Annotated in this window: 19 protein-coding genes and 1 pseudogene; 3 read left to right on the forward strand and 17 right to left on the reverse strand. The window is 56.3% G+C overall.

Annotation, left to right across the window (positions count from 1 at the left end):
- Nucleotides 1–108 precede the first annotated feature (108 nt).
- The gene (mngB, locus tag OVA10_RS18135; protein ID WP_268196557.1) at nucleotides 109–2,742 is read right to left on the reverse strand and encodes a mannosylglycerate hydrolase; all 2,634 of its coding nucleotides are present in this window, start codon (nucleotides 2,740–2,742) and stop codon (nucleotides 109–111) included.
- A 17-nt stretch (nucleotides 2,743–2,759) separates the two neighbouring features.
- A complete protein-coding gene (gene mngA / locus OVA10_RS18140) occupies nucleotides 2,760–4,676 on the reverse strand; it encodes a PTS 2-O-a-mannosyl-D-glycerate transporter subunit IIABC (RefSeq protein WP_268196558.1) in 1,917 nt (638 codons plus the stop codon).
- A gap of 182 nt (nucleotides 4,677–4,858) precedes the next feature.
- On the opposite strand from mngA, the gene OVA10_RS18145 reads away from it, so the two are divergent.
- On the forward strand, nucleotides 4,859–5,575 hold the full coding sequence (locus OVA10_RS18145) for a GntR family transcriptional regulator (protein WP_102105256.1): 717 nt from the start codon (nucleotides 4,859–4,861) through the stop codon (nucleotides 5,573–5,575).
- A gap of 125 nt (nucleotides 5,576–5,700) precedes the next feature.
- Here OVA10_RS18145 and sucD read toward each other — a convergent pair whose 3' ends face one another.
- From sucD to sdhC, 8 genes are all read right to left on the reverse strand, one after another.
- Entirely contained in the window at nucleotides 5,701–6,570 is an 870-nt protein-coding gene (gene sucD / locus OVA10_RS18150) for a succinate--CoA ligase subunit alpha (protein WP_095281274.1), read from the reverse strand.
- Nucleotides 6,570–7,736 carry an ADP-forming succinate--CoA ligase subunit beta gene (gene sucC / locus OVA10_RS18155; RefSeq protein ID WP_059355295.1) on the reverse strand — a complete coding sequence of 389 codons (1,167 nt, stop codon included), beginning with the start codon at nucleotides 7,734–7,736 and terminating at the stop codon, nucleotides 6,570–6,572. Before sucC ends, sucD begins: the two co-directional genes overlap by 1 nt.
- A gap of 96 nt (nucleotides 7,737–7,832) precedes the next feature.
- Entirely contained in the window at nucleotides 7,833–9,062 is a 1,230-nt protein-coding gene (gene odhB / locus OVA10_RS18160; RefSeq protein ID WP_100777173.1) for a 2-oxoglutarate dehydrogenase complex dihydrolipoyllysine-residue succinyltransferase, read from the reverse strand.
- 14 nt (nucleotides 9,063–9,076) lie between these two features.
- Nucleotides 9,077–11,884 carry a 2-oxoglutarate dehydrogenase E1 component gene (gene sucA, locus OVA10_RS18165; protein WP_100777174.1) on the reverse strand — a complete coding sequence of 936 codons (2,808 nt, stop codon included), beginning with the start codon at nucleotides 11,882–11,884 and terminating at the stop codon, nucleotides 9,077–9,079.
- 340 nt (nucleotides 11,885–12,224) lie between these two features.
- The gene (locus OVA10_RS18170; RefSeq protein ID WP_100777175.1) at nucleotides 12,225–12,941 is read right to left on the reverse strand and encodes a succinate dehydrogenase iron-sulfur subunit; all 717 of its coding nucleotides are present in this window, start codon (nucleotides 12,939–12,941) and stop codon (nucleotides 12,225–12,227) included.
- 15 nt (nucleotides 12,942–12,956) lie between these two features.
- On the reverse strand, nucleotides 12,957–14,723 hold the full coding sequence (gene sdhA, locus OVA10_RS18175) for a succinate dehydrogenase flavoprotein subunit (RefSeq protein WP_268196559.1): 1,767 nt from the start codon (nucleotides 14,721–14,723) through the stop codon (nucleotides 12,957–12,959).
- Nucleotides 14,723–15,070, reverse strand: a complete 348-nt coding sequence (sdhD, locus tag OVA10_RS18180; RefSeq protein WP_100777177.1) for a succinate dehydrogenase membrane anchor subunit — start codon at nucleotides 15,068–15,070, stop codon at nucleotides 14,723–14,725. The genes sdhA and sdhD overlap by 1 nt, the downstream gene beginning before the upstream one ends.
- Entirely contained in the window at nucleotides 15,064–15,468 is a 405-nt protein-coding gene (sdhC, locus tag OVA10_RS18185; RefSeq protein WP_164971833.1) for a succinate dehydrogenase cytochrome b556 subunit, read from the reverse strand. Before sdhC ends, sdhD begins: the two co-directional genes overlap by 7 nt.
- A 491-nt stretch (nucleotides 15,469–15,959) precedes the next feature.
- Here sdhC and OVA10_RS26180 point away from each other — a divergent pair.
- Both OVA10_RS26180 and OVA10_RS18190 read left to right on the forward strand, forming a co-directional pair.
- Nucleotides 15,960–16,022: pseudogene (locus OVA10_RS26180) on the forward strand (hypothetical protein); the annotation flags it as partial.
- Nucleotides 16,023–16,228: 206 nt separating this feature from the next.
- Nucleotides 16,229–17,515, forward strand: a complete 1,287-nt coding sequence (locus OVA10_RS18190; RefSeq protein WP_102104149.1) for a citrate synthase — start codon at nucleotides 16,229–16,231, stop codon at nucleotides 17,513–17,515.
- A 99-nt stretch (nucleotides 17,516–17,614) separates the two neighbouring features.
- Here OVA10_RS18190 and nei read toward each other — a convergent pair whose 3' ends face one another.
- Genes nei through pxpB form a run of 7 tightly spaced genes read right to left on the reverse strand, consistent with a single transcriptional unit; the run spans nucleotide 17,615 to nucleotide 23,145 of the window.
- A complete protein-coding gene (gene nei / locus OVA10_RS18195) occupies nucleotides 17,615–18,406 on the reverse strand; it encodes an endonuclease VIII (RefSeq protein WP_268196560.1) in 792 nt (263 codons plus the stop codon).
- 15 nt (nucleotides 18,407–18,421) lie between these two features.
- Entirely contained in the window at nucleotides 18,422–19,066 is a 645-nt protein-coding gene (gene pcp / locus OVA10_RS18200; RefSeq protein WP_268196561.1) for a pyroglutamyl-peptidase I, read from the reverse strand.
- Nucleotides 19,067–19,075: 9 nt separating this feature from the next.
- Entirely contained in the window at nucleotides 19,076–20,071 is a 996-nt protein-coding gene (locus tag OVA10_RS18205) for a DUF979 domain-containing protein (RefSeq protein WP_268196562.1), read from the reverse strand.
- Complete coding sequence (locus tag OVA10_RS18210) at nucleotides 20,068–20,787, reverse strand: DUF969 domain-containing protein (protein WP_102104153.1); 720 nt, start codon at nucleotides 20,785–20,787, stop codon at nucleotides 20,068–20,070. Before OVA10_RS18210 ends, OVA10_RS18205 begins: the two co-directional genes overlap by 4 nt.
- Nucleotides 20,788–20,838: 51 nt before the next feature.
- Nucleotides 20,839–21,573, reverse strand: coding sequence for a 5-oxoprolinase subunit PxpA (gene pxpA, locus OVA10_RS18215; protein ID WP_268196910.1), 735 nt, complete (start codon nucleotides 21,571–21,573; stop codon nucleotides 20,839–20,841).
- A complete protein-coding gene (gene pxpC / locus OVA10_RS18220; protein WP_100777185.1) occupies nucleotides 21,563–22,495 on the reverse strand; it encodes a 5-oxoprolinase subunit PxpC in 933 nt (310 codons plus the stop codon). The genes pxpA and pxpC overlap by 11 nt, the downstream gene beginning before the upstream one ends.
- On the reverse strand, nucleotides 22,489–23,145 hold the full coding sequence (gene pxpB, locus OVA10_RS18225) for a 5-oxoprolinase subunit PxpB (RefSeq protein ID WP_268196563.1): 657 nt from the start codon (nucleotides 23,143–23,145) through the stop codon (nucleotides 22,489–22,491). The genes pxpC and pxpB overlap by 7 nt, the downstream gene beginning before the upstream one ends.
- Between the last annotated feature and the right edge of the window lie 5 nt (nucleotides 23,146–23,150).

Raw genomic sequence — 23,150 nt, forward strand, 5'->3', positions numbered from 1 at the left:
GGAAACATCTATTTTACTTTTAATAATCTTTAAATTAACACCACGGCGTGACTATTTAGAAAACGAAAAGGTCACAAAAATGTGACCTTTGATTCGTTCGACGGTTTTTTAGGCAAGTTTGATGCTAAAGGTCCTGGACTGGCAGGGCCGCAGGGTTTCAGCCGTCCCGTTGACGACCCTATCGCCCTTCTGAATCTCTTCATCCATTCCCGTTTCAGCACAGCGGCTGATCTCACGGCTGAAGCTGAACGAGGTATCACAACAAACCGATTCGGAAGGATTGAACACCCGCAGGATAATCTCGTCGCGATCTTCGGCTTTTTTCAACGCCCCCACCAGGCAGCCAACGGGAGACATGGTCAATAAGCTGTAGGTCGCAGGAGTGACGACGCTGGCTTTGTTGAGCTTCATCGCATCCCACGGGATTTTGTTATAGCACTGGATCGGCGTCAGCCAGGCCCTGGCCTGCTGGGCAACGCCCGCATTGAGAGGCGTTCCGCAAAAGTTAAACAGGCTGAAACGGCACTGCAGCGCTCCCCTCACCTGCGAATCTGGCACCGGCATTTTTATGCCCGAGGGGCGGCCTGGACGTAATAACAGATCCTCTTTTCCGAGTAACCCAACGCCACGCAGCAGCGTCAGAGCAAAGGTTTTCTTCTCCTCACCGACAATTTCAAACTCGCGTAATCCTTCGGTGAACAACGCCATGCCGTGGCGCCCCTCCTGTAACACCGCGTAATTCAGTAAGTTCCACACCGGCACCGGCGCCTCTTTCCAGCCCTCTTCCTGCCAGCGGTCCATCGCTTCATCACGCACGGGGCGTACAACCGAGCCAAACTGGGTATCTGCCAGCACCTCTGACGTGTTGAAGGGGGTCGGAATGAGTACCCGCACCCGATGATCGTCCACCTGATTATCCAGGCGCACCTCAACGTCGATACGACGGCTGTGATGGCTGAGCGTGACCTCAATTTCAATGCCCAGGTGGCCGTCTCGCAGGCGGGCAGAGCGCGCAGCCAGATTGGCCGGGATAGCCATGCGGCTTCGAATCACCGCCCTGCTCTGCCAGGCTTCGTGAATTACCTCGACGGTATGCTGCGCCTCACGTGATGTCAGCCGCCACTCTTCCCGTGACGGCGAATAGTCGTATTCGTCCCCGTCATCAGAACTCTCTTCGATCTCCAGCACGCGGTCATAAACAAGGCCGGAGTCTTTATCACGCAGGCGCAGCGTGCCGTCATCATTCAGGTCAATCTGCCAGAAAGCATTTTCCAGCAGCGCCGCCGTCGCCTCATGGCCCGGCAATACTTTTCCTGCCACGTGCGGTTCGATATAAAGGGTGCGATAGCCCATCGAAGGCAAAATCTGGCGCAGCTGGATATCAAACTCCATAAACGGCTCGTAGTTGCCATAATGCACAATCTGCCGATCAATAAGGCCCGGATCGATCTCCCGTTGGGCGCGGATAAAGTAGGGAATTTCATTTCCTTTATCGTCCAGCAGCCGGAACGCGCTCGCGCGCAGGCGCACGGTAGTATTGACCACCTCTTCACGTGGCCACGGCATCAGATTAAACAGCACCAGTTTGTCTTCATCCGTTTGCGGCATGTTGTCGACGATCTTACGCAGAGTGAAACGAATCAGATTGTCGGCCATGTCCTCCGCCAGCTCGAAACGGGATGCGATCTCCCGGTGCACTTTATCGCTACAGCAGCAGCCGATGCTGTCGTGGGCGTGATTCTTTAAAATCTCCTTCCACATTTTCTCCAGCAGCCCATGGTGATACTCAAAGCCCAGCGTCCAGGCCAACGTAGAGAGCGGCTCCAGAATATTGACGATTTTGTTCTCAATGCGGGCGTGGGCCATTTTGATATCCATACGCGTGGAGCCGATGGTCCGGTGAACGCGCATATATTTCCCGTCGATAAACTCGCCGTTGAGCGTCGCCAGCGCATCACGCTGAGCGTCGATATGGGCAAACACCTCTTCGAAGCGGCTCATGACAAACTCCCGCTGGGGATAGATCTCCCGCAGCGTCTTCATCACCGTAAAAATGTTTTGCTGCAGCGGCATCTGGTCGTGTCCGTTCGGCAACAAAATCTCTTTCGTGAGCGAGGCGTTTTCCAGCACGTCGAAATAACTGTCCAGCCGTTTACGCAGCCCGGCTTCGTCCTCCGGTAAGTACTTACCAATCGCGTAGCCCAGCGGCAGCACCTGTGTTGTCACTTCGCTACCGTCTTTGCTCTGCCACAAAAACTCCGTTTTGTCGGTGCCATGACGTTCAGAACAGCCGCGCCAGAACATCGCACGTTGGATACCAAACCCGTTGTAAATATGCGGAAGCTGACCCGACATGCCGAAGGAATCCGGCAAATAGCCGATTTTCATCGGCTCGCCGAAGGCCAGGCAATCACGCATTCCGTACAGCAGGTTGCGCACAATGGATTCGCCCGAAACAATCGTGGTGTCCGTCTGGGTGTACCACGGCCCGATAATCAGCTTTCCGGCTTCCACCAGCGCTTTGACGCGTGCTTTGTTCTCCGGCTTTATCGCGAAATAATCTTCCAGAATCGCCGTCTGCCCGTCGAGAACGTAGTATTTGTACTCCTCATCCTGCTCAAGGCGCGCGAGGATCTCTTCCATATTATTGACCAGCAAAATGCGTGACTCTTCGGTGGTGAAGTACCACTCACGGTCCCAGTGCATGTGCGGCGTGATGTGAACGCGAGATACAGCTTTCATCTTCGTTTCCTGTCCAGTTAAGGCATGATGCTATTAGGAATGTATTTGCCGCTTTTTACCGCCTGACGCCGCCAAAGGAGCAGCACGCTGGTCGATATGGCGGTCCCCACCAGCGCGGCGCCAAACCAGCCCGCTGCGGCCGCAACACCGCTCAGTCCGGCGGGATGCAGTAAAAAGAGGGAGAAAATTCCGGCCCCCGGGGTGGAAAGCCCCATTCCCATCGCGCCGACTATCGCGCCTGTCACCAGGGAGCCGAGCACAAACGAGCCAATCACCCGCAGCGGATCCTCAATTGCCATTGGAATCGCCCCTTCGGTGATCCCTGCCAGCCCCAGCAGCCAGGTCGATTTTCCGGTTTCGATTTCAAAAGGTTTAAACAGCCGCGGGGAGATGAGCGTTGAGGCCGTCACGGTAAACGCAGAAACCATTTTGACCGACGCAAAAATAGCGTATGGGCCGTACACCCCATTCGCCATCGCGCCCAGACAAAAGGCATAGGCCGCTTTATTCACCGGGCCGCCCAGATCGAACGAGCACATAAATCCGAGGATTGCCCCGAGCAGAAGCGCGTTTGCGCCAGACAGTCCGTTCAGCCAGGCAGTCAGGGCGTTATTGATCCACGCTACCGGCTCACCGATCACAAACAGCATCAGGCTGCCCGCGCCGAGCGTGCCTATCACCGGATAGAGGTAATAGACCAGGAAACCGTTATAGCGATTGCTCAGGCGAACGTGATTTTTCACCCAGCGCATCAGATAGCCCGCGATCAGACCCCCGGCGATAGCGCCCAAAAACCCGGAGCCAATCATGTTGGCGGCAAGTCCTGCCGCGAAACCGGGGGCCAGCGCGGGTTTATCTGCCAGCGAATACGCGGTATAGGCTGCGAGCACCGGCACCATCAACACGCCCAGCATCCCGCCGCCCAGTTTGCGATACATCCACAGCCATGAATTCTCCTGATCGAAGAGGTGCTGCAAACCGAGCATTTGCGCCAGTAATACCGACACTGCCAGCACCGTGCCCCCTGCAACGATCAAGGGCACGGCAAACGAAATCCCGCTCAGCAGGGCCTGTTTAAGCTCCGTTTTCAGGCTTTTTCGCCCGTCGGCGTCGGGTTGTTGCTGCCGTTGAACCTCAGAAGATTTCAGGGCCAGCGCCTGAGTGATCAGCGCTTCGGCGTGGCGCAGCGGCTCGGTCACGGGGACCGACAGCGCAGGAATGCCGTTAAAACGTTCATGATCTTTAATCGCCACGTCGGCGGCAAAAATGCAGGCCTTCGCCTCCTTGAGCTGCTGGGGCGTTAAGCGCCCTTCAATGCCGTTCGCCCCCTGCTTTTCGACAATCACATTGACGCCAAGCTTGCGCCCGGCCTTCTCAAGGTATTCCGCCGCCATATACGTGTGCGCGATCCCCGCCGGGCAGGCCGTGACGCAAACAATCGTCGGTGCATCTGACAGCAGCGCCACGGTTTGCTCTTCGGGTGCTTCGTCCAGCGCGGCCAACAGGGCGTCGGGCGTATCAGCCGCCATCACGCGCGCCCGCAAGACATCATCGGCCAGACGCGTGGTCAGCGCCGTCAGCACTTTCATGTGCGTGGTCCCTGCTTCGGCAGGCGGGATCGCCAGCAGGAAAATCAGCTCGACGTTTTCAGGCCCATCAACGCCCTCCCACTCAAGCGGATTGCGCAGCGTCGCGACCGCAAAAGCCGCTTCGTTCACCGCCGCGCTTTTACCGTGCGGAACCGCCAGCCCCTCACCCAGCGCGGTTGGTCCCTGCGCTTCGCGCTGCAAAACATCAGCCACAAAACGCTCCGGATCGGCTATTTTTCCCAGATCGTGCAGCCGCTGTGCCAGCTGGCGGATCGCATCGTCACGATCGGTAAATCGCGCATGCAGAAAGATCGCCTGGGGATGAGTCAGAGTCGTCAGGTTCATCAGATCCTCACAGAATTGTCGTTTTAATGTACGGCAGATTCTGGCACACCAGACAATACCTTTATGTGATCATTTTCACTTAATCATCATATTTGTATTGTTGTTGTATTATTTACAATCCGAATACTCAGGGCATAATTCAAAAGAATGGTATTAGCTGAACAAAACAAAAATGGACGTTTATGAGTCAGAAACCGATGTACCGCCAGATCGCCGACACCCTGCGCGAACAGATCAGCAGCGGCGAACTGAAGCCGGGTGACGCGCTCCCCACCGAATCAGCGCTTCAGGCGATGTTCAGCGTCAGCCGCGTGACGATCAGGCAAGCCTTAAAGCGGCTGACGGAAGAGCAGATTATCGAAAGTATTCAGGGCAGCGGCTCTTACGTAAAAGAGGAGCGGGTGAATTACGACATCTATCAGCTTACCGGTTTTTACGAAAAACTGGCGGACCGCAACGTCGACACCCACAGCGATGTGAAAGTGTTTGAGGTTATAAAAGCCGATGCAAGGCTTGCCGAAAAGTTACAGCTCGCCCCGGATGACAAGGTCTGGCACGTTAAACGCGTGCGCTTTATCAAGCAAAAACCGGTCAATCTGGAAGAGACCTGGATGCCGCTGGCGCTGTTTGCCGACCTCACCTGGGAGGTGATGGAAAACTCGAAATATCACTATATTGAGCAGATCAAAAAGATGGTTATCGATCGCAGCGAGCAGGAGCTGTTGCCGGTCATGCCTTCAGAAGAGGCGATCGCCGCCCTGTCGCTCGATCCGGCAAAACCGATCCTCGAAAAAGTCTCTCGCGGTTTTTTGAAAGACGGCAGAGTGTTTGAGTTCAGCCGTAACGTATTCAATAGCGACGACTACAACTTCACGCTGGTAGCGAAACGCCGACACTGAAAACCTGGCCGGTAAACGGTTGAACGAGAAATATATGGCATAAAAAAGGCCGCTTTTCAGCGGCCAACCATGTCGAAACGGACATTTATTATGTCAAAGCTCCCCTTGCGGAGAGCAGAGAGGATTTACTTGATGATAGCGCTCAGCGCTTCGCCGATATCGGCCAGGCTGCGAACGGTTTTAACACCTGCGGCTTCCAGAGCGGCGAATTTCTCATCCGCTGTGCCTTTACCACCGGCAATGATGGCGCCTGCGTGGCCCATACGTTTGCCTTTTGGCGCCGTCACACCCGCGATGTAGCCAACAACCGGCTTGGTCACGTGATCTTTGATGTAAGCTGCAGCTTCTTCTTCCGCGCTACCGCCGATTTCACCGATCATCACGATCGCTTCAGTCTGCGGATCTTCCTGGAACAGTTTCAGGATATCGATGAAGTTAGAGCCTGGGATCGGGTCACCGCCGATGCCCACACAGGTGGACTGGCCGAAACCGTAGTCAGTGGTCTGCTTAACCGCTTCATAGGTCAGGGTACCGGAGCGAGACACGATGCCCACTTTGCCTGGCTTGTGAATGTGGCCCGGCATGATGCCGATTTTGCATTCGCCTGGGGTGATGACGCCCGGGCAGTTTGGCCCGATCATGCGAACGCCCGCTTCATCCAGCTTCACTTTTACGGTCAGCATGTCCAGCGTCGGGATGCCTTCAGTAATGGTGATGATCAGTTTGATGCCTGCGTCGATCGCTTCCAGAATAGAGTCTTTGCAGAACGGAGCCGGAACGTAGATCACGGTCGCGGTTGCGCCCGTCGCTTCGACCGCTTCGCGCACGGTGTTAAATACCGGCAGGCCCAGATGCGTGGTGCCGCCTTTGCCTGGCGTCACGCCGCCAACCATCTGCGTACCGTAAGCAATCGCTTGTTCGGAGTGGAAAGTCCCCTGGCTTCCGGTGAAGCCCTGGCAGATAACTTTAGTGTTCTTATCAATCAAAACGGACATTATTTCCCCTCCACTGCGGCAACAACCTGCTGAGCTGCATCCGTCAGACTTTTCGCTGCAATAATATTCAGGCCACTGTCAGCCAGTTTTTTCGCGCCGAGTTCAGCGTTGTTACCTTCCAGACGAACCACAACCGGGACGTTCACGCCCACTTCTTCCACCGCACCGATGATACCGTCAGCGATCAGGTCGCAACGAACGATACCGCCGAAGATGTTAACCAGAACGGCTTTCACGTTGTCGTCAGAGAGGATGATTTTGAACGCTTCGGTTACGCGCTCTTTGGTCGCGCCGCCGCCCACGTCAAGGAAGTTAGCCGGTTCGCCACCGTGCAGTTTAACGATGTCCATGGTGCCCATTGCCAGGCCCGCACCGTTAACCATGCAGCCGATGTTGCCATCCAGCGCAACGTAGTTCAGTTCCCACTGTGCAGCCTGCGCTTCACGCGGATCTTCCTGAGACTGATCGCGCATTTCACGCAGATCGGACTGGCGGAACAGTGCGTTACCGTCAGCGCCCAGTTTGCCGTCGAGGCAGATCAGGTCGCCCTGAGTGGTGATCACCAGCGGGTTGATTTCGATCAGCGCCAGATCGCGCTCCAGGAAGATCGTCGCCAGGCCCATGAAGATCTTGGTGAACTGTTGAACCAGTTTACCTTCCAGACCCAGTTTGAACGCCAGCTCGCGACCCTGGTAAGGCATAGGGCCTGCCAGTGGATCGATAGCCACTTTGTGGATCAGGTGTGGCGTCTCTTCAGCCACTTTCTCGATTTCCACGCCGCCTTCGGTGGATGCCATGAACACCACGCGACGGGAGCTACGGTCTACAACCGCGCCGAGATACAACTCTTTTGCGATATCAGTCGCTGCTTCAACCAGGATCTGGTTTACCGGCTGGCCGTTCGCATCTGTCTGATAGGTCACCAGGCGTTTGCCCAGCCAGTGTTCAGCAAAAGCGCGGATCTCTTCTTTGCTCTTCACAACCTTCACACCGCCCGCTTTACCGCGGCCACCAGCGTGAACCTGACACTTAACTACCCAAGGGCCGGAACCGATTTTAGATGCGGCTTCTTCTGCTTCACGTGGGGTAGTACAGGCATAACCCACCGGAGCCGGTAAGCCATACCGGGCAAACAGCTGTTTGGCCTGATATTCATGTAAGTTCATGTGTTCTATCCATCCTTCAGGTAATCGTTTTTTTCAAACCTGTAGACCGGCAGCGCAACGCTTGCACGGTCTACAGGGCAGGTGAGGCAAAAACTACTACACGTCCAGCAGCAGACGCGTTGGATCTTCCAGCAGCTCTTTAATCGCCACCAGATAACCCACAGATTCACGACCATCAATCAGACGGTGATCGTAGGAGAGCGCCAGATACATCATCGGCAGGATCTCCACTTTACCGTCAACCGCCATTGGGCGATCTTTGATGGCATGCATACCCAGAATCGCGCTCTGCGGCGGGTTGATGATTGGGGTAGACATCAGGGAACCGAACACACCACCGTTGGTGATGGTGAAGTTACCGCCGGTCAGGTCCTCAACGGTCAGCTTACCGTCACGGCCTTTCAGCGCCAGCTCTTTGATTTTCTTCTCGATATCCGCCATGCCCAGGGTATCAACGTCACGCAGAACCGGGGTCACCAGGCCGCGCGGCGTGGAGACCGCCATGCTGACATCGAAGTAGTTGTGGTAAACCACATCTTCGCCATCGATAGAGGCATTCACTTCCGGATAGCGTTTCAGCGCTTCAACAACCGCTTTCACGTAGAAGGACATAAAGCCCAGACGGATACCGTGACGTTTTTCAAACGCGTCACCGTACTGCTTACGCAGATCCATGATTGGCTTCATGTTGACTTCGTTGAAGGTGGTCAGCATCGCGGTGGAGTTTTTCGCTTCCAGCAGACGCTCAGCCACACGCTTACGCAGACGCGTCATCGGCACGCGTTTTTCACTGCGTGCGCCCAGCGCTGGCTGTGCAGCAGGCGCTGCGGCTGCTGCCGCCGGTGCTTTGGCTTCTTCTTTCGCAGGCGCTTTCGCCAGATGTTTTTCCACATCTTCACGGGTCAGACGCCCGCCAACACCGGTGCCTTTAATGGCGCTGGCTTCGAGATTGTGTTCACCCAGCAGGCGACGGATCGCCGGGCTGAGTGCATCGTTAGTTTGCTCTTCCAGAGACGCTTGCTGACGCTGAGCCGGAGTGGACTCTTTGCTTTCAGACTTGGCGCTGGACTCTTTGCCCGCGCTGTTGCCTTCACGCAGGCGACCGAGGATCTGGCGAGAGGTCACCGTGGTGCCTTCGTCTTCCAGCACTGCATCAAGAATGCCATCCGCCGATGCCGGTACTTCCAGTACCACTTTGTCAGTTTCGATTTCTACCAGCACTTCATCGCGCTTAACGCTATCGCCCGGTTTTTTATGCCAGGTCGCAACCGTGGCGTCAGCGACGGATTCAGGCAGGTCGGGAACAAGAATATCTACGCTACTCATTATGTATCCTTAAATTATTCGACGTTCAGCGCGTCATTCACCAGATCTTGCTGTTGCTTCTGGTGAACGGACATATACCCTACCGCCGGAGAGGCGGAGGCCGGGCGACCTGCGTAACGCAGGGCAGACCCAAATGGAATCACATCACGGAAATGATGCTGGCTGCAGTACCATGCGCCCTGGTTGAGCGGCTCTTCCTGGCACCAGACAAAATCATGCACGTGTGCGTACGGTTTCAACGCTTCCTGCACCGACTGATGCGGGAACGGATAAAGCTGCTCGATACGCACGATGGCGACATCTTTCTGATCTTTTTTGCGGCGCTGTTCCAGCAGGTCGAAATAAACCTTACCAGAACACATCACAACGCGCTTCACGGCCTGCGGATCCAGCTCGTCAATCTCACCAATCGCTGGCTGGAAGGTCCCGTTCGCCAGCTCATCCAGGCTGGAAACCGCCAGCGGATGACGCAGCAGAGATTTCGGTGACATCACCACCAGCGGACGGCGCATACCGCGCAGCGCCTGACGACGCAGCATGTGGTAAACCTGTGCTGGCGTAGATGGCACGCAGACCTGCATGTTCTGCTCAGCGCAGAGCTGCAGATAACGTTCCAGACGCGCGGAGGAGTGCTCCGGACCCTGCCCTTCGTAGCCGTGTGGCAGCAGCATCACCAGGCCACACATACGGCCCCATTTTTGCTCGCCGGAGCTGATGAACTGGTCGATAACAACCTGCGCACCGTTAGCAAAGTCACCGAACTGCGCTTCCCAGATAGTCAGGGTGCGCGGCTCTGCGGTGGCATAGCCGTATTCAAACGCCAGTACCGCTTCTTCGGACAGCACGGAGTCCCAGACCTTGAACTGGCCCTGACCGTTATGCACGTGCTGCAGCGGGGTGTACGTTGAACCGTTGGTCTGGTTGTGAATAACCGCGTGACGGTGGAAGAAGGTCCCACGGCCCGCATCTTCACCGGACAGACGCACCGGAATGCCTTCGTCAACCAGCGTCGCGTACGCCAGGTTCTCAGCGCCCCCCCAGTCGAACAGCTTCTCGCCGGACGCCATTGACTGACGGTCGGAGTAGATTTTCTGCACGCGAGACTGCATTTCAATCGCTTCTGGTACCGTGCTGATACGTTTAGCCAGCTCCTGCAGACGCTTCATTTCGACCTTGTTCGGGTAGCTCTCATCCCACTCGTGGTTGAGGTACGGCGACCAGGTAAAGGAGTGCATGTTCATCGGACGCAGCTCTTTCACTACGCACTCACCAGCATCCAGCGCATCGCGGTAAAGATTAACCAGCTCGGTCGCATCTTCCAGGGTCGCAATTTTGTCGGCTTCCAGTTTGTCAGCGTAGATCTTACGTGGCGTCGGATGCTTTTTGATTTTCTGGTACATCAGCGGCTGGGTTGCACTCGGCTCGTCCGCTTCGTTATGGCCATGACGGCGATAGCAGAACAGGTCGATGAACACATCGCGTTTGAAGGTGTTACGGAAGTCCAGCGCCAGACGGGTAACGAAAGCAACAGCTTCCGGATCATCCGCGTTCACGTGGAAGATTGGCGCCTGCACCATTTTACCGATGTCAGTACAGTACGGCGTAGAGCGTGCATCCAGCGGGTTCGAGGTGGTGAAGCCCACCTGGTTGTTGATGACGATGCGAACGGTACCGCCCACTTCGTATCCACGCGCTTTAGACATGTTCAGGGTTTCCTGAACGACGCCCTGCCCGGTTACCGCCGCATCACCGTGAATGGTGATTGGCAGCACTTTGTTGCTGCTTGGCTCGTCCAGACGATCCAGACGCGCACGCACGGAACCGATCACCACCGGGCTTACGATTTCCAGGTGCGACGGGTTAAACGCCAGCGCCAGGTGAACCAGACCGCCCTGCGTTTCGATATCCGATGAGAAGCCCATGTGGTACTTCACGTCGCCGGTACCGAGATGTTCTTTATGTTTGCCCGCGAATTCGTCGAACAGGTCCTGCGGTTTTTTACCCAGCACGTTGACCAGCACGTTCAGACGCCCACGGTGCGCCATACCCAGCACCACTTCACGGGTGCCGCTGTTGCCCGCATGGCGGATCAGCTCTTTCAGCATCGGCACTAACGCATCGCCGCCTTCCAGGGAGAAGCGTTTTGCACCCGGGAATTTAGCACCGAGGTAACGCTCCAGACCTTCTGCTGCGGTCAGTTCGCTCAGGAAGCGTTTTTTCTCTTCAACGCTAAAGCTGGCGTGGCCTGTCACCGACTCAATGCGCTGCTGGATCCAGCGTTTTTCGTCCGTGGAGGTGATGTGCATGTACTCTGCGCCGATGGAGCCGCAGTAGGTTTGTTTGAGCGCCTCAAGCAGCTCTCCCAGCTTCATCGTGTCTTTGCCGCTGGCAAAAGAGCCGACGTTAAAGCTTTCCTGGAAATCTGCCTCGGTCAGATCGTGATACGCCGGATCGAGATCCGCCACACGTTCTTGTTTCCACAGTCCCAGCGGATCGAGGTTCGCATGCTGGTGACCACGGAAGCGATAAGCATTGATGAGCTGCAGGACTTTAACCTGCTTCACATTGGTGTCAGGGTCAGAGATCGAGGAAGAGTAACGTGAGGCATCCTTCGCCAGACGACGGAAATAATCACGTGTTTTGGAATGGAATTGATCCGGTTTGACCCCAGTGCCAGGTAACTGCTGGAACATGGAACGCCAGTTAGCGTCCACTGAGTCAGGATCGGTTAAGAAGTCTTCATAGAGCTGTTCGATCCAGCTTTGGTTTGCACCAGAGAGGAAAGAAGAGTCCAGCCAGGCTTTCATTGCGCCGTTCTGCATCGTGATCCCTTAAGCATTTTTATGCTTATTTCGCCGTAGAAACTACCACGCACACCTCGTGTACGTGCCGGGGTTCACCTGCGAGCTCTTATGTTGTCTTGGGCTCGCGAAGGAACCTTTAAAAACTGTCTGTATAATCTTCGTCGTTCAGGCGGCACTGTCGTTGCGGTTTTCACCCACTTCGGTCAACAGCACCGTGCCTCGCTCTGAACGCCTCAATTATTGCCTGTCAGGGCAGTTTTTAGAGGTTTCCTACAATGTCTCTTTGCCCGGTGGCGTTCCGCTTACTGGCCTACATAAAAGTAGGCCGGATAAGCGGAGCGCCATCCGGCGGTATTACTTAGGCACTGCGCTGCAACAGCATCGACTTAATATGGCCGATGGCGCGCGTCGGGTTCAGCCCCTTAGGACATACACTGACGCAGTTCATGATGCTATGGCAGCGGAATACGCTGAAAGCATCACTTAATCCTTCAAGGCGACTGTCGGTTTCGGTATCGCGGCTGTCAATCAGGAAGCGATACGCGGCCAGCAGGCCAGCCGGGCCGATAAACTTGTCCGGGTTCCACCAGAAGGACGGGCAAGAGGTCGAACAGCATGCACAGAGAATACACTCATACAGACCATCGAGTTTTTCACGCTGCTCTGGCGACTGTAAATGCTCGCGAGCGGGTGGATTTTGCCCATTATTCAACAAGTAAGGCTTAATCTTCTCATATTGTGCATAGAATTGCCCCATGTCCACCACCAAATCGCGAACGACCGGCAGGCCAGGCAGAGGACGAATCACAATTTTCTGTCCTGAACGCTGTAGCGCTGAAATTGGGGTGATACAGGCCAGGCCATTTTTGCCGTTCATGTTCACGCCGTCGGAGCCACAAACCCCTTCACGGCAGGAACGACGAAACGACAGTGTTGGGTCCTGTTCTTTCAGCTGCATTAACGCATCAAGCAGCATCATGTCACGACCTTCTTCCGCTTCCAGGGTGTAATCCTGCATATGCGGAGCGTCATCAACATCCGGGTTATAACGATAAACTGAGAATTCGAGTTTCATTATCCTGTCTCCGCATTAATAGGTACGAATCTTCGGCGGGAACGCCGGACGCAGTTTCGGTTCCATGTTGACTTGACGTCGCGTCATAGATTCCGACTCTGGCAGATACAGGGAATGGCACAGCCAGTTTTCGTCGTCACGATCCGGGAAGTCGAAGCGGCTATGGGCGCCACGGCTTTCGGTGCGGAAGTTTGCGGAGACGGCCGTTGCATAGGCAGTTTCCATCAGGTTATCCAGCTCAAGGCATTCGACGCGCTGCGTGTTGAACTCGCTGGAGGTATCGTCCAGACGAGCATTTTTCAGACGCTCACGAATCGCTTTCAGCTGCTCAAGGCCTTTAGCCATCGCATCGCCTTCACGGAATACCGAGAAGTTGTGCTGCATACACTCTTGCAGCGCTTTGCGGATTTCGACCGGATCTTCGCCATCACGGTTGCCGTTCCAGCGGTTAAGACGTTCGAGAGAGGCTTCGATATCCGATTCACGGGCATCGCGCAGATCGCCCTGCTCGGCGATGGACTCTTGCAGATGTAAACCGACCGCACGACCAAACACCACCAGGTCGAGCAACGAGTTGCCGCCCAGACGGTTGGCACCGTGAACCGACACGCAGGCGATTTCGCCAACCGCGAACAGACCCGGAATCACCACGTCTTCACCCTGCTCGCTCACGGTCAGCGCCTGACCGGTCACTTTGGTCGGAATACCCCCCATCATATAGTGACAGGTTGGGATAACCGGAATCGGCTCTTTCACCGGGTCAACGTGCGCGAAGGTGCGCGACAGCTCCAGGATGCCCGGCAGACGGGACTCCAGAACGTCTTTACCCAGGTGATCCAGTTTCAGTTTCGCGTGCGGGCCCCACGGACCATCGCAGCCGCGACCTTCACGGATTTCGATCATGATGGAACGCGCCACCACGTCACGACCCGCCAGGTCTTTCGCATTCGGGGCATAACGCTCCATGAAGCGCTCGCCATGTTTGTTCAGCAGGTAACCGCCTTCACCACGGCAGCCTTCAGTAACCAGAACGCCCGCACCAGCGATGCCGGTCGGGTGGAACTGCCACATTTCCATATCCTGCACAGGCACACCTGCGCGGATCGCCATACCAACGCCGTCACCGGTGTTGATGTGGGCATTGGTGGTGGACTGGTAAATACGGCCTGCGCCGCCGGTCGCCAGCACGGTCGCGCGGGCTTTGAAGTAGACCACTTCACCGGTTTCGATGCACAGCGCGGTACAACCCACCACTGCGCCATCTTCGTTTTTCACCAGATCCAGCGCATACCACTCGGAGAAAATCGTGGTGTGGTTTTTCAGGTTCTGCTGATACAGGGTGTGCAACAGCGCGTGACCGGTACGGTCAGCCGCTGCCGCAGTACGTGCCGCCTGCTCGCCGCCGAAGTTTTTCGACTGGCCGCCAAACGGACGCTGATAAATCGTGCCATCTTCCAGGCGGGAGAACGGCAAACCCATATGGTCTAGCTCCAGAATCGCTTCCGGGCCGGTTTTACACATATATTCGATGGCGTCCTGGTCACCGATGTAATCGGAGCCTTTCACCGTGTCATACATATGCCATTCCCAGTTATCTTCATGGGTATTACCGAGCGCCACGGTGATACCACCCTGCGCAGACACGGTATGGGAACGGGTCGGGAACACTTTAGAGAGCAGCGCACAGGTCTGGCCGCTCTGGGAAATTTGCAGCGCCGCGCGCATACCTGCGCCACCGGCACCAATCACAACAGCATCAAATTCTCTGACTGGCAGTTTCATCACACACCCCACACCACAACAAATCCATAAATAACGTAAACCACCAGAGCCACAACAATCAGGAGTTGCAGCGGCAAGCGAACGCCTAACGGTTTAACGTAATCGGTCAACACCTGCCACATGCCAATCCAGGCATGAATAAGGATGGAGAACAGAGCCAGCAGGGTGAACACTTTGGTGAAGGCAGATCCGAAGAACCCGCTCCAGATTTCCCACGTCAGCTCGCCGCTGGTCGCAAAGAAACCGATCATGTAGATGATGTAAAGCGTGAGGACGATGGCAGTAGCGCGGACCAGAATGAAGTCATGTACGCCGTTGCGTCCTAATGCGGAGGCGTTGCTTACCATACGAGGACTCCTGCAAGAATTGAAAGCACGACAGTAATCACAAATGAAATATTGGCAGAACGTTTACCTGCTTCGAAGGTTTCTTCCAGATAGCCAAAATCCATCAGCAGATGGCGAACACCCACCACAACGTGGTATGCCAGCGCCGTCAGAATGCCCCACATGATAAATTTCACGAAGAAGCTGCTCATAATGGCAGAGGCCTGGAGGAATCCTTCAGGAGAAGAGAGGCTGGTACCCAGTAACCACAGCAGAATGCCGACCGCCACAAACGTGATCACACCGGACACACGGTGCAGAATGGACGCTATTGCCGTTACGGGGAATCGGATCGTTTTGAGATCCAGATTGACAGGTCTTTGTTTTTTCACATTTCTTATCATGAATAACGCCCACATGCTGTTCTTATAATTCCCTTTGAATTCGCGTTACAGGAAGGCGGCAAGTCCGGGAATCCCCTGCATCACAGTAAACTGTGTGACCGGGGTGACCTGACGCAGCCAACACACCTGTAGCGTGAAAGACGACGGGATTTCCTTCCTCCGGTCTGCGTGCGGGTCAAGCAGCGTCCATATCTATAACTGCGCGTCATGGTAAACATTGCTTCCAAATGCTAAAACGACACGTTACAACGCTGGGTGGCTCGGGATTGCAGGGTGTTCCGGAGACCTGGCGGCAGTATAGGTCGTTCACAAAACCATTACAATTAACCTACATACAGTTTGTCGGGTTTTATGCGGAACAGTGATCAGAGTCACGATAACAACATTATTTTAAATTTTAATCATCGGATTTGACAAAGATTAAACATTATTGTTACAAACTACAGCAGAAAAGGCATATAATGCGCAAAAGTTATGAGGTCTCTCTTTCACCTGAGATTTAGTTATGTAACAGTGTGATGGTATTGACCGAAGTTATCAGGACAGTTATTAGTGGTATACAGGTTTGAATAATTCGGACTGCGAAGACACTGATTTGCTGTTGTTTCTCTGATTTTTCACACGTTTACCTGCAAGGCGCCATAGCTCTGTACCCTGGTTCCTCCTCGCGAGCTGAGCGGTAAGCCAAATAACAAACCGGTAACGATGTGATAAACAGCTGAAAGCAAGTTGGTAAAAACGTGGTCTTAAGCATAAGGCGCTAAGGAGACCGTAAATGGCTGATACAAAGGCAAAGCTCACCCTAAACGGTGACACTGCTATTGAACTGGATGTGCTAAAAGGCACGCTCGGTCAGGATGTTATTGATATCCGTACACTGGGTTCCAAAGGAGTATTCACCTTTGACCCTGGTTTCACCTCTACCGCATCTTGCGAATCCAAAATCACCTACATTGACGGTGACGAAGGTATCCTGCTCCACCGCGGTTTCCCCATCGATCAGTTAGCCACCGAATCCAACTATCTGGAAGTGTGCTACATCCTGCTGAACGGCGAAAAACCGACGCAGGAACAATACGATGAGTTCAGAACCACCGTTACCCGCCACACCATGATCCATGAGCAGATTACCCGTCTGTTCCATGCATTCCGTCGTGATTCACATCCGATGGCCGTCATGTGCGGGATTACCGGCGCACTGGCCGCGTTCTACCACGACTCTCTGGACGTGAATAACCCACGCCATCGCGATATCGCGGCGTTCCGTCTGCTGTCCAAAATGCCAACCATGGCGGCGATGTGTTACAAATACTCCATCGGCCAGCCCTTTGTTTACCCGCGTAACGACCTCTCCTATTCAGGCAACTTCCTGAACATGATGTTCTCCACACCGTGCGAAACCTACGAGGTTAACCCGGTGCTTGAGCGCGCCATGGACCGTATTCTGATCCTGCACGCCGATCACGAACAGAACGCATCGACCTCTACCGTCCGTACCGCAGGCTCTTCAGGCGCGAACCCGTTCGCCTGTATCGCTGCCGGTATCGCCTCCCTGTGGGGACCGGCGCACGGTGGTGCTAACGAAGCGGCACTGAAGATGCTGGAAGAGATCAGCTCCGTTGAGCACATTCCAGAGTTCGTGCGTCGTGCGAAAGATAAGAACGACTCCTTCCGCCTGATGGGCTTCGGTCACCGTGTTTACAAAAACTATGACCCGCGCGCCACCGTGATGCGTGAAACCTGCCACGAAGTGCTGAAAGAGCTGGGCACCAAAGATGATCTGCTGGAAGTAGCGATGGAGCTGGAACATATCGCGCTGAACGACCCGTACTTCATCGAGAAGAAACTGTACCCGAACGTCGATTTCTACTCTGGCATTATTCTGAAAGCGATGGGCATTCCGTCTTCCATGTTTACCGTGATCTTCGCGATGGCACGTACCGTCGGCTGGATTGCACACTGGAACGAAATGCACAGCGAAGGCATGAAAATCGCGCGTCCACGTCAGCTGTATACCGGCTACGACCAGCGTGATTTTAAGTCTGATGTGAAAACCAAATAAGCGCGATGAGGTGCGGCCTGCTGCCCGCACCTTAATCTTCTTCACACTGGAGAGGACGCTAATACCATAAACGGTAACCTTCGGGTTACCGTTTTGTTTTTATTGTTGGCACGCCGGGCACCAGTAAAACGGTCGCGACGACAACATCGTTCGTTCAATCGCCCCGCCGCACCGCTCGCACGGCTTTCCTTCCCGATGAAACACCTTAAAGCGGAACAGCGCCCCGTGATGTTTTTTATCATCCACCACGCCGCGCGTGTTGTAGGAAAGGCGCGGGATCTCCAGCAAGGCATGAGACAGCGCATCGAGCTGTCTCTCATTGAGCTGCGACGCTTTTCGCTGACCTGCCAGCCCCACTTCCCACAGAATTTCAACGCGCAGATAGTTACCTAGCCCGGCGAGAAACGCCTGATCGAGCAGCAGCCCGGAAAACTGTCGGTTGCGAAAGGCAGGCGACAGCAGCCGAGTTTTCACAGTTTCTGCGGTCAGGCGCATATCCAGCACGTCCGGCCCGACCCGTTGCAGGAACGGGTGAGTGAGCAGTTGCTCCGGCGTTAACATCTCGATATCCGACGCGCTGTAGAGCAAAATAGCCTTCTCCGCCGTCTGCAATCTGACGCGCAAGACACGATTAGTTTGCGGTTGCTCACCCACATTGATCACTCGCCAGACGCCATAAAGCTGGTTGTGGCTATATAACGTCAGGTTATGGCTGAAATGGGTCAGCAACGCTTTGCCCCGCGTCTCGATGTGCGTCACGGTTTGCCCGATCAACTGCGTTTCATACGGTTTTAACTGAGGGAAAGCAAACCACGCATCAGTCAGTGGTTTGCCCTTTATCGCCGCCTCCAGGCTATCCGCCGCGCGGCGGATCTCCGGACCTTCTGGCATCTTATCTTCCTTTGTTTAGTGCGTCGCGCCGCCCACGATTTTCACGTCAGACGCCTGGCGCAGGGCCACTTCGACCGCCACGATCAGCGCTGCTTTCACCGTGTGCGCCGCCATACTCGGTGCGCCCGGATGGGCTGCGGCCTGTTCAGGCAGGTACGGAATATGGATAAATCCACCCTTCACTGCGGTTTTTTCACTGATTTTATGCAGCAGCCCGTACATGACGTGGTTACAGACGAAGGTGCCCGCCGTCTGCGAAACGGAGGCGGGGATCCCCTTCTCGCGCATCGCCGCCACCATCGCTTTGATCGGCAGCGAACTGAACCACGCCGCGGGACCGTCCGGGACGATCGCCACATCAATCGGCTGCTGGCCGTGATTATCGGCAATCCTGGCGTCGTCCACGTTAATGGCGACGCGCTCGACGGTCACATCCACACGACCGCCCGCCTGTCCGACCGCGATCACCACCGCAGGTTCAAGTTCATCGATAGCCGCATTCAGCACGCTTAACGACTCGCCAAAAACGCAAGGTAACTGGCGCGTCACCACGCGACAGCTGTCGATGATACTCCCCTCAAGCTGCCTGACCACTTCCCACGAAGGGTTAACGGTCTCGCCGCCGAACGGCTCAAAACCGGTGACTAATACGTTACGCATCGTCTCTCCTTACAGGAACATCAGGAAGTACAACAGGAACACGTTGGCAATCAGCAGCAGCACGCCGGTCGGCACCTGCGCTTTGATTACCGCATTTTTATCCGGCAGCTCCAGCAGCGCGGCAGGCACGATGTTGAAGTTCGCCGCCATTGGCGTCATCAGCGTTCCGCAGTAGCCGGAGAACATGCCAATCGCCGCCATCACCGCCGGGTTACCGCCATGCTGCAGCACCAGGATCGGGATGCCGATCCCCGCCGTCACGATCGGGAACGCCGCAAACGCATTGCCCATCACCATCGTGAGCAGCGCCATGCCGATCGTGTACACCGCCACGGCGATAAAGCGGCTGTCCACCGCCAGGTAGCTTTTCGTCAGCCAGGAGATGCCATCGCCCACGCCAGCGGCGGTAAAGAGCAGGCCCAGCGTCGCCAGAATCTGCGGCAGGATAAACGCCCAGCCGATGGAATCCAGCAGTCGGCGCGCCTCCTGCAACGGCTGATGCACTTTTTCGTGCGTCATTTTAACCGCCATTGCGAGGCCAATCAGCGACCCGGCGGTCATCGAGAACAGCGTCACCAGCGTCGAATGGTTACCCGGTCCGAACAGATTTTCCTGCAATCCAGGCACATGGTTGAACATCAACACGCCCACCACCGTCACCACAGGAATGGCTAACGCCGGATAGAACAGGCGGTTGCCGAGCCGCTTCGCGCTGGCCTCCCGCTCTTCGGGTTTACGCTGGTGATAGCTGCCCAGCCGCACGCCGCCAAAACCGGCCATCAGCGCCAGCCCAACCACCGCCAGACCGACCGCAATATGCACGGTGCGCTTATCGCCCACCAGCTGATACGTCCAGTCACCGAGCAGGAATATCAGGCCGTACACGCCCCAGAACAGGCCGGTAGTGATGCGACGCGGGTTCGCTTTATCGCGAAACGACATCACGGCGACGATCAGCAGGATCAGCCCTGCCAGCCAGTAGAGATAACTTTGCTGGAAATTCATGAGGCATCTCCCTGCGTGTGCGCGGTTTTCGCCAGCTCGCGTTCAAGATGCTTGTCCAGTCGCCACAGGCGGGTGGCGTGGATAATAAAGGCGCAGACTGCCGTCGGAATGCCCCACAGCGCAATGTGCAGCGGCTCGGTCTGAATTCCGCCGGACTCCAGCATAAAGTTATGCATAAAGATGATCGCCCCGAAGGCGACAAAGATATCTTCACCGAAGAACAGCCCGACGTTGTCCGTCGCCGCCGACATCGCCCTCAGGCGATAGCGCACCGCGCCCGGCAGTTCGCCGTATTTTTTCTCCGCAGCCCCTTCCGCCATTGGAGCCAGCAGCGGTCGCACCATTTGCGGATGGCCGCCCAGGCTGGTCAGCCCCATCGCCGCCGTCGCTTCACGCACAAACAGATAGACAATCAGCAGTCGCCCCGCGGTGGCGCTGTGGATTTTGGCAATCCACGCCTGCGCGCGCTCTTTCAGACCGTGACGTTCCAGGAGGCCAATAACGGCCAGCGGGATCAGCAGGATATAAGGCAGATTACGGGTATTCAGGAACCCTTCGCCCAGCTTTTCGAGGATAGTTGCGACCGGCATATTCGCCGCCACACCGGTGACAATCCCGGCGACAATCACCACCAGCACCGGATTAAAACGTAAGATAAACCCGACCACGATCACCGCAATACCGATGAGTGGCCAGAGTGAAAGCGTCTCTGCCATGTTGTCCTTCCTGTTGTTGTATAGCGTTTTGTTGTGTTTGCGTTTTGTGCTTTAGGTACTGATTTTTATATTATTTAACTCAAATTCCGCGCGCAAGCGACGGGCAAATGCCAGCGCGTGTTCGCCATCTCCGTGCAGGCACACCGTCTGCGCGCGCACAGAGGCCCATTCACCGCTCGTACTTTTCACCCGCCCCTGCTGCACCATGTCCAGAGTTTGCGCCAGCGCCTGCTCTTCATCGGCAATCAGCGCCCCCGGCTCGCTGCGCGGCACCAGGCTGCCGTCGGCCCGATAGCCGCGATCGGCAAACACCTCTTCGCGGGTCACCAGGCTAAAACGCTCACCGGCGCGGATCAGCTCGCTCCCCGCCAGCCCTACCAGAATCAGATTGCCGTCCACCGCATGCACCGCGCGGGCGATAGCGTCAGCCAGCTGCGCGTCTTTCGCCGCCTGGTTGTAGAGCATCCCGTGAGGTTTCACGTGACGCAGTTGCCCCCCTTCGGCGCGGGCAATCGCCGCCAGCGCACCAATCTGGTACAGTATTTGGGCGTAAACCGTTTCTGGCGGCAGATTCATGGCCGTGCGCCCGAAGTTCTCCCGATCGGGAAAGCTCGGGTGGGCACCTATCGCCACGCCGTTTTTTAACGCGCCTCGCACGCTTTCGCGCATGGTCTGCGCATCCCCGGCGTGAAAGCCACAGGCAATATTGGCCGACGACACCAGCGTCAGTAGCTCGGCATCGCTCCCGCAGCCTTCACCCAGATCCGCATTTAAATCAACGACGATCATTCAACCTCCATGCCAGTTGTTCGATGAATTGCCGCTGCACACGGCGCGCGTCGAGGGCCTCTTCCAGCGTACAGGGCACAAAGTGGATCGGCTGGCCGAGCGGGATTTGCGCCAGATGGTACATATCGGCTTCAATGATGCAGGCGATACGCGGATAACCGCCGGTGGTCTGAGCATCATTCATCAGCACAATCGGCTGGCCGTTGTGCGGCACCTGGACAACGCCCGGTAGCAGGCCGTGGGAGACCATTTCACGATCGGTGGTACGCGCCAGCTGCTGGCCCTGCAAACGGTAGCCCATACGGTTACTCTGCGGGCTGAGCCGCCACGGCAGTCGCCAGAAGGCATCCTGCGAGGCCTGGTCAAACTCATGGTACTCCGGCCCCGGCAGGGCGCGAATGCGGTTACTCCACAGGAGCTGTTTCACCCCCTGCGCGTCGGTAAATTGGCGTGATTCGCTGCCCAGCGGCAGGTTATCGCCATCCTTCAGCAGGCGCCCTTCAAAGCCGCCAATGCCCGTTTTGAGATCGGTGCTGAACGAGTTCATCACTTCCGGTACGTCAATCCCGCCGCCGACCGCCAGATAGCTGCGCATGCCGTGAGTCGGGCGATGAAGCGTCAGACGCTGCCCCGCTTTCACCTGCAGCCGCCAGCCGGTCCAGACCGCCGCGCCGTCAAGCGTCGCGTCACAGCCCGCGCCCGTCAGGGCAAACCAGCCGTCGCGTTCAAATTCAAAGCTGCACTGTCCGAGGGTGATCTCCAGCGCTGCGGCATTCGGATCGTTGCCCACCAGCAGGTTGGCGATCTGCAACGCCGGTTTGTCCAGCGCGCCGCAGTAGCTGACCCCGGACTGGCGCAGCCCGGTGCGCCCGCCGTCCTGTACCGAGGTGTATAACCCCGCGCGAATCACCTTCAACATACCCCCTCCTTCTGCGGCACGAACCGCACGGTATCGCCCGGTCGCAACAGCACCGGCTCTTCGCGTTTAGCATCAAACAGCGCCTGGGGGGTGTGGCCGATAAGCTGCCAGCCCCCCGGCGAGGCGAGCGGATAAACCCCGGTCTGCGACCCGCCAATTCCCACGGAACCGGCCGGGACCATCAGGCGCGGCTCGCCCCGGCGTGGCGTATGGAGCGGCTCTGGCAATCCGCCGAGATACGGGAAACCCGGCTGGAACCCTAAGAACCACACCACGTAGTCCACCGAGGCATGCAGCTCGACGACCTGCTTTTCCGACAGCCCCGCATGACGCGCCACGTCGCCCAGATCCGGGCCAGCCGCGTTGCCGTACACCACCGGGATCTCGATAAATCGCCACTCCGGCTCCAGCGCCTCGCTCTCCTCCCACCAGCGCTGCAACCGCTCGATGGCGTCCAGCGCCACCGACTGCGGATTGCGCAGCACCACGGTAATGTTGTTCATCCCCGGAATGGCCTCGACCACTTCAGGGATTTCGCCCAGCCGCTGGGTTAAGCGCCAGATCCTTTTTTGCGTCGTCATCGTGACCGGAGGCTCTAACTCCAGTACCACTGCCGTTTCGCCTAATAAATAACAACGCGCTCGCTGCACTTACG

The sequence above is a fragment of the Lelliottia sp. SL45 genome (genome assembly GCF_026672535.1).
In the GTDB taxonomy this organism is placed as follows: domain Bacteria; phylum Pseudomonadota; class Gammaproteobacteria; order Enterobacterales; family Enterobacteriaceae; genus Enterobacter; species Enterobacter nimipressuralis.